Below are 13101 nucleotides of genomic sequence, written 5' to 3'. Positions count from 1 at the left end.
CTCAGGGCATCTCCAGCTTCAGCGCAGCATCTTGCGCGGCGCGGCCACGTGGGCCGTGAAAATAATCGCGAATCCAGGCGTCGTCCGTGGCGGCGACCCGTTCGAGGGTGTCGACCACCAGCACGCGCTTCTGTGACAACACGGCGACGCGGTCACAGATGGTGTAGAGCGTGTCCAGGTCGTGGGTGACCAGGAATACGCTGAAGCCCAGCGCATCACGCAGGGTCAGGATCAGCTGGTCGAAGGCCGCCGCGCCGATCGGGTCGAGGCCGGCAGTCGGCTCGTCGAGAAACAGCACTTCCGGGTCTAGCGCCAGCGCGCGGGCCAGCGCCGCACGCTTGACCATCCCGCCGGACAGTTCGTCCGGGTATTTGCAGGCCGCCTCGGGCGGCAGCCCGGCCAGCGCCAATTTCTGTCGTGCCAGGTGTTCGGCATCCCTGCGCTTGAGCCCGGCGTGCTCGATCAGCGGCAGGGCGACATTCTCCTGCAGATTCAGCGAGGTGAACAGCGCGCCGCCCTGGAACAGCACGCCGAAGCGACGCTCGACTTCCGAGCGCCGCTGGGTCGAGAGCTTCAGCAGGTTTTCGCCGAACACCTTGACGCTGCCGGCGTTGGGCCGCCGCAGGCCGACGATGCTGCGCAAGAGCACCGACTTGCCGGTGCCGGAGCCGCCGACCACACCGAGGATCTCGCCGCGGCGGATGTCCAGGTCCAGATTGACGTGCACCGCCTGCTTGCCGAAGCGGTTGACCAGGCCACGGACCTGGATCACGGGATCGTCTGCGTTCACCAGCCCATCTCCATGAAGAACAGCGCGGCCACCGCGTCGAGCAGGATCACCATGAAGATCGACTGCACCACGCTGGAGGTGGTGTGCTCGCCCACCGACTGCGCGCTGCCGCTAGCCTTGAAGCCTTCCAGGCAACCGATCACGGCGATCAGGAAGGCGAACACCGGCGCCTTGCCGATGCCCACCAGGAAGTGATTGAGCGGAATGTCGCGCTGCAGGATGGTGAAGAACATGGTCGGCGAGATATCCAGTGCCAGCGAACAGACCACCAGCCCGCCGACGATGCCGCTGAGGATGCCGATGAAGGTCAGGATCGGCAGGGTGATCAGCATCGCCAGCACCCGCGGCAGCACCAGCAGCTCGATCGGGCTCAGGCCCAGGGTGCGGATGGCGTCGATCTCTTCGTTGGACTTCATCGCGCCGATCTGCGCGGCGAAGGCGCTGGCGGTGCGCCCGGCGAGCAGAATGGCGGCCAGCAACACGCCGAATTCGCGCAGGAAGGAAAAGGCCACCAGGTTGACCGTGTAGATGGTCGCGCCGAAGTCGGCCAGCACCGTGGCGCCGAGAAAGGCCACCACCGCACCGACCAGAAAGGTCAGCAGGGCGACGATGGGGATGGCATCCAGGCCGGTCTGCTCGATATGCGCGACCAGTGCGGTGATGCGCCAGCGCCGAGGGTTGGGCAGCACCGTGAACAGCGTCTGCAGCGTCAGCCCGATGAAGCCGAGCAAGGTGCGCTGCTGGTTCCAGACGCCGGACACCGTGCCGCCGATGTGCGCGAGGACGTCGGCCAGCGCGTTGGTCGGCTGCGGCAGTTCGGCCTCGGGCTTGTCCAGCGCGTTGGCGACGGTGCGCAGCAACGCTTTGCGCTCGGCGGGTAGATGGGGCGCCCAGTCGTCGACCTGCCGCGCGCGGCTGGGGCCGAGTAGCTCGACCAGCAGGCCGGCGCCGGCGGTATCCAGTTCGCCGATGGCGCTCAGCTCGATGCGGTCGGTGTCGCTGACAAGCCGGCGGTTGCGCTCGATTTCACGGCGCAAGCTGGCGTAGTGGCGCAGCGTCCAGTCACCGGCGATGGCCAGGGTCGCGGCCGGTGAATCGCTTGTCGAGAGCCGCTGCAGGCTGCCGGGCGGCGAGGAGGGTTGCGTCAAGGTGCTGTCCCGTTTGGCTTGTGGCGTGCGAGGCATGCGCCTGTCGCCGTAACGTTGGCGAATGCTATCAGTTCGACCGGTGAGACGTGATTCCGTTTTGCCAAGGCAGGTTGTGCGCCCGTCGGCGCGGCGCAATTTGTTACAGCACGCCGGCGAACTATCGCCCCGCGCCGGCCTCATAGCGGGCAAGCCGCGCTCGACGGCTGCTGAGCTGGTCGTCCTGACGACCCGCCTTCTACCGCCTCCCTGAGGCCCTGCCGTTCGTACCTTCTTCCACCGACCCGCGAGAGCCTTTGCCTTGTCGATGAATCTTCTGCGTTACCTGCCCTTTCTCGCTGTGCTGGTCGTCATCCTCTTCACTGGCCTGCGCCCCGACCCGATTCCGCAGGCCTTCGACCAGCAGGACAAATTGCATCACCTGCTTGGCTTCGCCGCGCTGATGTTCACCATGCGCCTGGCCTTTGCGCAATGGCGACTGGCCTGGACCGTGGTGCTGAGCCTCGCCGCTGCCCTGCTGATCGAGATCGCGCAGGGCCTGCTGCCGGCACGCGAGTCGTCCATGGGTGACATGCTCGCCAACACGCTTGGCGTGCTGTTGGGCTGGGCGGCTTCGACCCTTGCCTATCGCTGGTACTTGCGCCGCATCGGCGTGACGACCGAGCCGGAAGCTGCGGAGCCTGCCGGGCGCAGCGCTGATGCCACCCGCCCCTGAAGACACTTGATCCTTCTATCAGCGCTCCGGTCGTCGCGCCCGTGTCGCGATTGCCGTGATGATCATGGTGATGACGGCGCCTAGGGCTGCAAGGGCCATATCTTTCTGCGGATCCCAGCGGTCGTCCTGCGTGGCGAGGAATCGGCGGCCCAGCCCATCGCCAAGCATTTCGCCGCCCCACCATTCGATCAGCTCGTAAATGGCTGAGGTCGATAGCACGATGTCCACTGGCAGGATCAGGCTCCACAGCCCGGGGCGCACACCCAGGCGAATCAGCACCTCGCGCATCGGGTAGGCCAGCAACAGCCCGTAGCTGAAATGCGCAAGCCGGTCGAACTGGTTGCGCTCCCAACCCATTTGCTCGTTCAGCCCTTCGCCGGTCAATGTCTGCCACCAATCGTTATAAGGGACGTTGGCGTAGGTGTAGTGCGCGCCCAGCTGGTGGATGCACAGGTAGAGGAAGATCAAGGTCGCCGCGCTACGCGAGGGTAGGTAGTGCTTGTGCCCAAGCAGCAGGGCCAAGGCGAGGCCGAATACCAGCAGGTTCTCTAGTAGCCAGTCGTGCCGATTGAACGGATCAATCGCCAGTACACCCCAGATCACCAGGAACAAGCCGACCAGTGTCAGCAGGAAGTGCCGGTGATGTCTGTCTGTTTCCATAGGTGCTCCTTGCAGGTTGTTCTTCTGCTAGGACCAGCGCAGCGGTGAGAGGGTCCTCGCGCGCTCGGTTCGGTGCAGATTTCCAACTTTTCTTGCCACGCAGGGGTCACAACCCTTAGCTCCCAGCGAGGCGGACCATGCGGCGCTCTTCGATACATGACCTCCTTCCCGCGCCCGGCATTAGCCGGTTGCTGCTGCTGGCGCTGGTCGCAGGTTGCGAGGGGCAACAGTCCGCGTTAGACCCGGCCGGTGTCGGCGCGCAGAGCATTGCCACGCTGTTCTGGTGGATGGCGGGCGGTGCGCTGGTCATCTGGCTGGTGGTGATGGGTATCGCCTTGTATGCCACTCAGGCGCACCCCGAAGCGCACGGCATCCGTAGTGCGCGCTGGTTGATCATGGGTGGCGGAATCGTCTTTCCCGTGGTGGTGCTGACGGGGCTGCTGATCTACGGGCTGATGTTGATGCCCCAGCTGCGCTCCTCAGAAAACGTCGCCCTGCATGTCGATGTGTCGGGGGAACAGTGGTGGTGGCGGGTGCGCTATCAGACCGAAGCGGGTGATGCGGTCGAGCTGGCGAACGAGATTCGCCTGCCGGTGGGCGAGCGAGTGGCCTTCAGCCTGACCAGTCCGGACGTGATCCATTCGTTCTGGATTCCTTCGCTGGGCGGCAAGGTCGATATGATCCCCGGTCGCACCAACCAGCTGGTGCTGGAGCCGACCGAGACCGGCACCTTCCGCGGTGCCTGCGCCGAATATTGCGGCACGTCCCATGCGCTGATGAATTTCGCCGTGGTGGTGATGGCCCGGGAGGCCTTCGATCAATGGCTCGCCGAGCAGGCCGAGCCTGCGCAGCAGCCGGTTACCGAATTGCAGCAGGCAGGCCAGCAGGCCTTTCTCGCCAACGGCTGCGGTGCCTGTCATCAGGTGCGAGGCACCGAGGCGGACGGCACGCTCGGGCCGGACCTGACTCACGTCGGCAGCCGCCTGACCCTCGCAGCCGGCACCCTGCCAGCCGATGTTGAAGCCTTCAAACGCTGGATCGGCCACAGCAGCGCGATCAAACCCGACGTGAAAATGCCCGCCTTTGGCATGCTGCCCGAGGCGCAGCTGACTGCCATGGCGCACTACCTGAGCGGACTTAAATGAGCGAGCCGATCCAGTACAGCGACCCGCAGGAGGAAGCCCGCGCCAAAGCGCAGGCCGATCGCCTGGCTGCGGCCTGGAAGACACCCACCGGCTGGCGTTACTGGTCCGCAGTGAACAACACCGAGGTGGGCCTCTGGTACACCGGCGTGTCGTTCCTGTTCTTCTTGTTTGCCGGCGTGCTGGCGATGCTGATCCGCGCTCAGCTGGCGGTGCCAGACAACGATTTGCTGTCTGCCGAAACCTACAATCAGGTCTTCACCTTGCACGGCTCGGTGATGATGTTCTTGTTCGGCGTGCCGATCTTCGAAGCCTTTTCCATCCTGATCCTGCCGCAGATGCTCGGCGCGCGGGACCTGCCCTTTCCGCGGCTGTCGGCCTACGGCTTCTGGTGTTTCATCATTGGCGGCGTGTTCGTGTGCGGCTCGATCTTCTTTGGCGTCGCTCCGCAGGGCGGCTGGTTCATGTACCCACCGCTCACCACCACCTATCAGGACGGTCTCGGCGCAGATATCTGGCTGCTCGGGCTGTCGTTCATCGAGGTGTCGTCGATTGCGGCGGCGGTGGAGCTGATCGTAGGTGTGCTGAAGACCCGGCCGCCGGGCATGCGCATCAACCTGATCCCGCTGTATTCCTGGTACATCCTGGTTGTGGCCGGGATGATCCTCTTCGCCTTTCCCCCGCTGATCGCGGGCGACCTGTTGTTCGAACTGGAGCGTGCTTTCGACTGGCCATTCTTCGATCACACCCGCGGTGGCGATCCATTGCTCTGGCAACACCTGTTCTGGATATTCGGCCATCCTGAGGTCTACATCATCTTCCTGCCTGCCGTGGCGCTGGTGGCGACCATCGTGCCCACCGCGGCCGGGCGGCCAATCGTTGGCTACAGCTTTATCGTGCTGGCGGCGGTGGGCACCGGTTTCATCAGTTTCGGCTTGTGGGTACACCACATGTTCACCACCGGGATGCCCGGTATCTCGCTGGCCTTTTTCTCGGCCGCCTCCGAGGCCGTGGCGATTCCCACTGGCGTGCAGATCTTCTGCTTCCTGGCGACGGCCCTGGCCGGGCGCTTCGTCAAATCGGTGCCGATGCTGTTCGTCGCCGGTGCGCTGGCGATCTTCGTCCTTGGCGGGCTGACCGGTGTGATGGTGGCGCTGGCGCCGTTCGATTTCCAGGCACATGACACCTACTTCATCGTCGCTCACCTGCACTACGTGTTGATCGGCGGCATGCTGTTCCCGGTGATCGCCGGGCTCTACTACTTCTTCCCGTTGGCGCGCAGTAAGACGCTGTCCGACCGCCTCGGCCGCATCGCCTTCTGGCTAATGTTCATCGGCTTCAACATTGCTTTCCTGCCCATGCACTTCACCGGTCTGCTCGGGATGCCGCGGCGGGTCTACACCTATGCGCCAGACATGGGCTTCGATGTACTCAACATGGTGTCCACGGTCGGTGCTTTTATCCTGGCGGCTGGCGTCGCTGTGCTCGTCTGGGACGTCTTGCGGCCCAAGGGCAAACAGCCTTACAGCCAGCGCAATCCCTGGAACGCCGGGACGCTTGAATGGCTGGCTGAGATGCCCGGCATGCCCTGGGGTGCGCGTTCGATTCCGATCATCAAGAGCCGCTACCCGCTGTGGGACCAGCCCAACCTGATGCGCGACGTCGACGCTGGCCGCTTCTACCTGCCCGATGCCGAGGAGGGAAAGCGCGAGACCTTGATCAGCAGCATCATCGATGCCGAGCCAATCCAGTGCCTGCGCGTGCCAGGCCCTACCTTTCTCAGCATGTGGGCGGCGATCTTCACCGGCGGCTTGTTCATCTTTGCGACCTACAGCTGGTACGCCGCGGCGCTGGTCAGTGGTGGCCTCGCGTTGATCACCATCTTGATCTGGCTGTGGACCGGCACGGCCGTGATCCCGGAGAAGCCGAAAAAGGACATCGGCCTGGACGTGACGGTGCCGCTCTATGCCTCGGGCGCCAAGTCGGTGGGCTGGTGGGCGATGTTCATCACCATGATCGGTGACATGAGCGCCTTTGGCAGCCTGGTGTTCGGCTACTTCTTCTTCTGGACCGTACACGAGGATTTCCCGCCTGCTGATGCGGCCGGCCCAGGTGTGTTCTGGCCGGTACTGGGGCTGGGATTGATTGCCCTGTCCTGGGCGCTGACGTTGCTGGCACGGCGCTGCAATGTCCGCGATCAGGCGGCAGGCTTCTACGGCTCGCTGGGGCTGGCGGCGGTCTGCACCGTGGCGGGTGCCTATTCGATGTGGGCCGGACCGCACTTCAGTGGCCTCGACCCCACCAGTCACGTGTATCCCGCCACGGTCTGGGTGCTGGTGCTCTGGTGCCTGATACACCTGTCCATCGGCCTGATCATGCAGCTCTACTGTTTGGCGCGCCGCGCTGCCGGCCGGATGACGGCGGTGCATGACATCGATATCCGCAACGTCGCGTTGTTCTGGCACTTCATGCTCATCACCGTCGGCGTGACCGTGGCCGTCATCGCCGGCTTTCCGGAGGTGCTATGAGCGAGAACCTGAGCGAACAGCAACGGCTGGCCGATCAGCAGGCGCCGGAAGCACCGCCGCAGGAGCGCGACTCGCTCTGGCTGATCACCTTTAGCCCGACTATCTGGGCGCTGCACTTCCTGCTGTCCTACCTGGCGACGTCCGTATGGTGCGCGAAGGTCGCGGGCCGCAGCGGCGCGCTGGGTGATATCCGCGTGGCCATTGGTGTGCTGACGTTGGTCGCCTTGGTCGGCATCGCCCTGACCGGCTGGCGCGGTTGGCGCAAGCACACCTTCGGGCATGCGACCGCGCCGCATGACTTCGACACACCGGGCGACCGCCACCGCTTCCTGGGTTTTTCGACGCTGCTACTCAGTGGCCTGAGCTTTGTCGCGACGATATTCGTGGCCCTGTGCGTGGTATTTATCAGGAGCTGCGCATGATCTGGCGCCCGTTGTCGCTGATGCTTGGTCTGGCCACGCTAGGAGCAGTCTGGCTCGGGCCGTTGCCTGATATGGCGGATAGGCTGTTCGTCGGTCATATGCTGATGCACGTGATGGTTGTCGCGGTTGCGGCGCCGCTATTGGCGATCGGCCTGGCCGGCGGCCGGTTTGATTTCTCCAGCCGCATTCCTTTTCTGTTCTCACCGATCCTGGCCTCGGTGATCGAACTGTTCGTGGTCTGGGCCTGGCACATGCCGGCGCTGCACCATGCGGCACGCACATCGCAATGGGCACAACTGCTGGAGCAGGGCAGCTACCTGTTTGTCGGCCTGCTGGTATGGCTTGCAGCGTTTGGCGGCGTGCGGCACCGGCGCGCGCTTGCGGGTATTGCCGGCCTGCTACTGACGTCGATGCACATGACGCTGCTCGGCGTCCTGCTGGCCATGTCCAGCCGACCGCTGTTCGAGCACACCGGCTCGGCGCTATCGGGCATGAGCCCGCTGGAGGACCAGCAGATGGGCGGTGTGATCATGCTGGCCTTTGGCGGCAGCGCCTATCTCATCGGCGGGTTGTATCTGCTGTTCGGGCTTTTACAGGACAAGCGCCATGCCGTTTCAATCAGCTAAACGCAGGGTCTGGCGGTGGTCGGCGCCCTTGCGGCGCTGGCTGTGCTGGCTGACCGGTGGCTCCTGGAAGCGGGTTATAGCGGCGGTCGCGTTGATAGCGGCGCTCGCGGGCACGGGCGCGTTCGTCATGGTTTCGCTGGGGCTGGTCTCGATCAGTGCCAGCTCGGGCCATTGGAAAGCGACCGGCTGGCTTCTGCACTACGCCATGCGGCGTGCGGTGAGCACGCAGTCGATGGGTATAAAGGTGCCGCCGCTGGATGATCCTGCGCTGTTGCTCAAAGGGGCTGGGCACTATCACACCGGCTGCCTGGCCTGCCATGGCGGTCCAGGCCAGGAGCGCTCGTTGATCGTTCAGCAGATGACACCTGAGCCTCCGTACCTTCCACCACGGATCGTTCGCTGGGGGCCCCAGGAACTGTTCTGGATCGTGAAGAACGGCGTGAAGTTCACCGCTATGCCGGCCTGGCCTGCCCAGAAGCGGGACGATGAAGTCTGGGCCATGGTGGCGTTCCTTCAGGCGATGCCGAGCATGTCCCCCGAGCGCTATAAACAGCTCGCGTTGGGCGGGCGCAGCGATGAGGCAGCCAAGCCCGTCACGCCCGATCATCTGCGACCGGTGAAGGACCCGCTCGGTCCTGTGTTGGCCAACTGCAACCGCTGCCATGCCGAAGATGGCGGAGGCCGGGGCGAGGGTGCTTTTCCACGGTTAGCCGGGCAGAGCGAGCCCTACCTGCTCGGTGCGCTGCAGGCCTACGCCAGCGGCGAGCGGCATAGCGGCGTCATGCAGCCGATCGCCGCTGGCCTGGAGCCGGAGGTGCTCCGGGCATTGGCCCAGCACTATGCCGAACTGCCACCGGTCAGCCGAACCGAGGCCCCGGAGCCTGCCCCGGACATTCTTGCCCAGGGCCTGTCGCTAGCCGAGCGCGGAGCACGGGAGCGCGGTATACCTTCCTGCGTGCATTGTCATGGACCGAAGGCCAGCCCACGCAATCCCATGTACCCCAATATCGCCGGACAGTACGCCCGCTATCTGAAGTTGCAGCTAGAGCTGTTCTCCGCCGGTAAGCGTGGCGGCACCGAATACGCCCACATCATGCACAGCGCTGCGCAGCGGCTCACGCCGGAGCAGATGGGTGCGTTGGCGGATTACTATGCCTCGTTGCCGGCTGCGTCCGCACCGGAGGTCAAACAGCCTGCGCCTTCGCTTGAGAAGCCGGTGCAAACAGGTGCCGAAACTGCGGCGCAGGATTCTTCATCCCAACAGCGCAGGTAAGCACGCCGCCATCGTTGAGCGCCCAGCCAAGCGCCACCGGCCTTGCCGGCGGCGCTCATTCCTGCAGTCTTACGCGGCGCCCGCGGTCCTGGGGTTGGCCTGGCTCACGCGCTCGCATTGGTCGATGACATCGAATACCTGTTGCCACATCAGCTCGGATTGCTGCTTGAGCTGATCGGTGCGGGCCTGGATCACGCCAGCGATCCGGTCGCGCTCGTCGAGCACCAGGTCGATCTTGCGCTTGATTTCCGCTTCATCGGTCGTGACCTGTACCAGCCCCTCGGGGAAGCCGTAGTCGTCGAACAGCATCTGGTACTTGTGGCTCCAGCCGGTTGCCAGCGCCGGCACGCCCTGCGACAGCGCGCTGACCAGCCCATGGAAGCGGCTGCCCAGGGTTCCGCTGCAGGCGCCGAGGATGCCCTTGATTTCCAGCGGGCCGCTCTCCTTGACGATCGGGATGCCGCCCACCGCCGCTGATACCTGCTCGGCGAGCCGCCGGTCGCCCTGACCTTCGTGCACGAGCACGAACGGTTTGGCACCCTTCTCCACCAGATAGCTGGCGCAGCGGATCAGGAAGGGAAGATAGGCGTCACGGGTCTGCTGGTCAGTCTTGTCCAGCATCCGGCAGTTGGGGACGATGCAGAAGCGGTTTTGCTCGACATCGAAGTCCGGCGGCAGCACGCCCTTGATCAGATTGGTGAAGTCCGGCGCCTGGCGGATCTTGCCCTGCTCGCCGACCAGTTCGGTGAGGTAGTCGTAGGAAATACGCTCACGCGGGAAGATCAGGTCGATGTTCTCCACCGCGGTTTTCATCGCCGCCTGGTTCTTCTCGGATTTGAACGGGCCCAGCGCCTGGGGCAGCAGGATGACGCGGGTACCGTTCTTCTTCCAGCGCTTGGCTGATTGAGCGAGTTCGGCGCTGGGTTCGTCGCCCCATTGGTCGCTGTAGGCAAAGCCAGCCGCGTCGATGACAACGTCGATTTCCTTGTCCAGCACCACGCCATACATCTCGCGCAACTGGCGCGGCGCGAGATTCGCCAGGTCGCCCCACTGAATGCCGTAGCGCCATAGCGAGGCTTTGGGGAAGAAGCCCAGTTTCACGAACTTGCGATAAGGGTGGTCGGACTTCTCAGTGGTCGGGGCCATGACGAAAGTCGCGTCGGGATAGCGGGACTTCAACTTCTCCAGCGCAGCGTGCAGCATCAGTTCTGCACCTTTATTGACGAAGCCTGCTTTTCTGATCTCGATAATCATCGTTTGCCTCAGTTGTAGACGATCAAATCGTGCTCGGTCTTCTTGTCCGAATAAGGAATCCCTCCCGTTGGATCGGCATAACCCACCGCCAGTAGCATCACGGTGCGTTCGTAGTAGGCCAGGCCCAGTTTCTTTTCCAGCTTGCGCTCGGCCGACTCGATGTCAGGCCAGTTGATCGGGCAGGTCGACAGCCCAAGGCTCTCGAACGCCAGCATGAGTTGCATGGCCGCCAGCGAGCCGTCGATATACACAACGTGGCGGTCGCGCGCTTCCGGATAGCAGCCCAGGTCGCCGACCACGGCGATCACGCAGGGCAGGTTGTCGTGAAAGCCGCCGGTGCCGCCTGCGCACTGCGCGATGTCGGCCGCCTTGGCCGCGTCGTTGCTGACGTAAAAGCGGAACGGCTGGCGGTTGCACGCCGAGGGCGCAAGTGACGCCGCCCGCACGGCCTGCTCGATCAGTTCGTTGCTGACCGGCTTGTCCTGATACCAGCGCACCGAGCGGCGGCGGCGGAACAGCACCATCAGCTGCTCGTAGCTGACCGGGCACTCGGGCAGATCGCTATGCGGGTACGGCACGCAGCGGCCGGCGCTCTCGTCCCGTTGCGCATTGGCAAATTCACGTCGAGCGGAGTCGATCCGTGGCGAGCTCTGCACGGCGGAGAAATAGTCGGTGAGCACATCGTTGGCCCAGCGCTGCTGCCCGGTCACGACGCCGGCGTGTGTCGCCTCGGCGAAGCAGCGGACGGTCGGGCCGATGTAGTCCTCGGCGAAGGTGCTGCGGCGTGGCCGCATGATCAGGCCCTTCTCCAGCCGATGCACGTTGCGCCGCAGGAAGGCATCGTTTTCGCCTCGCCCTTGCATCAGGCGGGCGAACTGCAGGCGGCCGAGCAGGACGGCGCGGTGCTCGCGGTCGAACTCGCGGCTGATCAGGCAGTAATACAGCGAGGCCAGGAAGCCATTGCTGGAGAACAGCTGGACCAGGCCCAGGCGGCTGCGGTCGCGTATGCCCTTGAGCAGGTCCTTGACCGGCTCGGGCAGCATTCGAACAAGAGGCTTGAGGCTCATCGGAGGGCTCCTGCGGCATTGAACGCATAGCGGACGGGGCTGAACATCGACTTGGTCATCATGAAAAACACCGGCCGGGTCTTCTGATGCACCAGTAGCGCAGCGTACGAAGCGATTGCGTAGGAAAAGAGAGTGGCCATGGCTGCGCCTTCACCGCCGTAGCGCGGAATCAGCAGCAGGTTCAGGCCTATGTTGAACAGGGCGCCGAGGCCCTGGGTGATCAGTGAAAACATCAGGGCGCCCTCGATCAGGATCCAACGGCTGAACGCAGCACGCATGAAGATGAACACGCCGGCCCAAATATGGATGGTCAGGATCGAGGCGGAGTTCTGGTATTCGTCGCCAAACAGCAGGCCGATCAGCGGCGCGGCGATGAGTGACACGAGCACCGCCACGGCGACTGCCAGCACGAAGAGCACATCCAGCAACTGCTGGAACCGCCGGTTGAACATCGCGCCGTCGGCCGCATGAAGCTTGATCAGCTTGGGGAAGAAGGAGGCAACGATGGCCGTCGGCAGGAAATACCACGCCTCGGACAGCTGGGCGGCGACGGCGTATACACCCACTTCCTCGGCCCCGATCATCCACTTGAGCATGACCTGGTCGATCTTCATGTAGATCACCGCGAAGATCGAGCCGAGGTAGATGATCCAGCCCTGCGCGAGCAGCTCGCGCGCCTTGGCGAAACTGGCCTTCCAGCTGGTGACCGAGACCCGAGTGGTGCCCTTGTAAAGGATCGCCAGAATGATCGCTGCCGCGACGAACTGTGCGGTGTGCGCGAAGGCGAAGGCCACCACGCTTGCACCGCCGAGCGCCAGCAGTAGTTTGAGCGCCGCCGCCAGGAGGATCGCGCAGGACTTGGCGATGGCCGGGTACTTGGCCTGTACTTGCGACTGGAACCAGTACTCCACCACATCGAAGGTCTGAAAGAAGATCGCCGAGGCGACGATCAGCAGCATCCAGAACTCGGTGCCGCCAACTTCCTCGAAGGCCAGCGCATACATCACGATCAGCGCGAAGCCGATGGCCATTCCGCTGAGCTTGAGCATAAAAGTGGTGCCAAGCGTCTCCGGCACCTTGTCCGGCTGCTTGACGACCTCGCGGACCACCAGCCCCGCCAGGCCCATATGGCCGGCCGAGGCGAATATCGCGGTCATCGAGATGGCGTACGCAAGGATGCCGTACTGCTCCGGCCCCAGATAACGGGCCAGCAACACGGCCGTAAGGAAGCCCACGCCGATGTTGAGCAGGCGTTCGGCCATCATCCAGGAGGCGTTGAACAGGTAGTGCTTGAGTTTGCTGAAGAGGGTCGTTATCGCGGTCATCGAGTGGCCTGGCTCCTCAAAGGCGGACTTCGTGGTGGCAGGCTTAGCCTTTCGGTTGCGCTGGGGTGGCGACGCTTAGCTGACCGCGTTTCGCCGCGCATGTTCCGAAGGCGCAACGGTTAAAATGTATCGGGCTGGTTACCTGACGGAGCTT

12 protein-coding genes are annotated in these 13101 nt (G+C 64.0%); 6 read left to right on the top strand and 6 right to left on the bottom strand.

The annotated features are described in order from the left end of the window. Position 1: 1 nt before the first annotated feature. Both KXR72_RS14345 and KXR72_RS14340 read right to left on the bottom strand, forming a co-directional pair. Positions 2–790 (bottom strand): ABC transporter ATP-binding protein, encoded by a 789-nt coding sequence (locus tag KXR72_RS14345; protein WP_437421764.1) that lies wholly within the window; start codon positions 788–790, stop codon positions 2–4. Next, complete coding sequence (locus KXR72_RS14340; protein ID WP_437421763.1) at positions 787–1974, bottom strand: MlaE family lipid ABC transporter permease subunit; 1188 nt, start codon at positions 1972–1974, stop codon at positions 787–789. The genes KXR72_RS14345 and KXR72_RS14340 overlap by 4 nt, the downstream gene beginning before the upstream one ends. 268 nt (positions 1975–2242) lie before the next feature. Between KXR72_RS14340 and KXR72_RS14335 the strand changes: the two genes are divergently transcribed. Further along, a complete protein-coding gene (locus tag KXR72_RS14335; protein WP_437421984.1) occupies positions 2243–2650 on the top strand; it encodes a VanZ family protein in 408 nt (135 codons plus the stop codon). Between the two features lie 18 nt (positions 2651–2668). Here the strand turns inward: KXR72_RS14335 and KXR72_RS14330 are convergent, their stop codons facing one another. Next, positions 2669–3310, bottom strand: a complete 642-nt coding sequence (locus KXR72_RS14330) for a DUF2238 domain-containing protein (protein ID WP_437421762.1) — start codon at positions 3308–3310, stop codon at positions 2669–2671. A 137-nt stretch (positions 3311–3447) separates the two neighbouring features. On the opposite strand from KXR72_RS14330, the gene coxB reads away from it, so the two are divergent. From coxB to KXR72_RS14305, 5 genes are read left to right on the top strand one after another with little or no spacing between them, the layout of a single operon-like run. After that, positions 3448–4455, top strand: a complete 1008-nt coding sequence (coxB, locus tag KXR72_RS14325; protein WP_437421761.1) for a cytochrome c oxidase subunit II — start codon at positions 3448–3450, stop codon at positions 4453–4455. Continuing rightward, positions 4452–6980 carry a cytochrome c oxidase subunit I gene (gene ctaD / locus KXR72_RS14320; protein ID WP_437421760.1) on the top strand — a complete coding sequence of 843 codons (2529 nt, stop codon included), beginning with the start codon at positions 4452–4454 and terminating at the stop codon, positions 6978–6980. The genes coxB and ctaD overlap by 4 nt, the downstream gene beginning before the upstream one ends. Beyond that, the gene (locus tag KXR72_RS14315) at positions 6977–7402 is read left to right on the top strand and encodes a hypothetical protein (RefSeq protein WP_437421759.1); all 426 of its coding nucleotides are present in this window, start codon (positions 6977–6979) and stop codon (positions 7400–7402) included. Before ctaD ends, KXR72_RS14315 begins: the two co-directional genes overlap by 4 nt. Then, positions 7399–8028, top strand: coding sequence for a cytochrome c oxidase assembly protein (locus KXR72_RS14310; RefSeq protein ID WP_437421758.1), 630 nt, complete (start codon positions 7399–7401; stop codon positions 8026–8028). The genes KXR72_RS14315 and KXR72_RS14310 overlap by 4 nt, the downstream gene beginning before the upstream one ends. Further along, positions 8009–9301, top strand: a complete 1293-nt coding sequence (locus tag KXR72_RS14305; protein ID WP_437421757.1) for a c-type cytochrome — start codon at positions 8009–8011, stop codon at positions 9299–9301. Before KXR72_RS14310 ends, KXR72_RS14305 begins: the two co-directional genes overlap by 20 nt. A gap of 69 nt (positions 9302–9370) precedes the next feature. Here KXR72_RS14305 and KXR72_RS14300 read toward each other — a convergent pair whose 3' ends face one another. Genes KXR72_RS14300 through KXR72_RS14290 form a run of 3 tightly spaced genes read right to left on the bottom strand, consistent with a single transcriptional unit; the run spans position 9371 to position 12947 of the window. After that, positions 9371–10555 (bottom strand): polysaccharide pyruvyl transferase family protein, encoded by a 1185-nt coding sequence (locus KXR72_RS14300; RefSeq protein ID WP_437421756.1) that lies wholly within the window; start codon positions 10553–10555, stop codon positions 9371–9373. Positions 10556–10563: 8 nt separating this feature from the next. After that, entirely contained in the window at positions 10564–11622 is a 1059-nt protein-coding gene (locus KXR72_RS14295; protein WP_437421755.1) for a nitroreductase family protein, read from the bottom strand. Further along, positions 11619–12947, bottom strand: coding sequence for a flippase (locus KXR72_RS14290; protein ID WP_437421754.1), 1329 nt, complete (start codon positions 12945–12947; stop codon positions 11619–11621). The genes KXR72_RS14295 and KXR72_RS14290 overlap by 4 nt, the downstream gene beginning before the upstream one ends. Between the last annotated feature and the right edge of the window lie 154 nt (positions 12948–13101).

It is taken from the genome of Stutzerimonas chloritidismutans (assembly GCF_051486945.1).
Lineage (GTDB): Bacteria > Pseudomonadota > Gammaproteobacteria > Pseudomonadales > Pseudomonadaceae > Stutzerimonas > Stutzerimonas chloritidismutans_B.
This window is presented reverse-complemented; position numbering and strand designations above follow the sequence as displayed.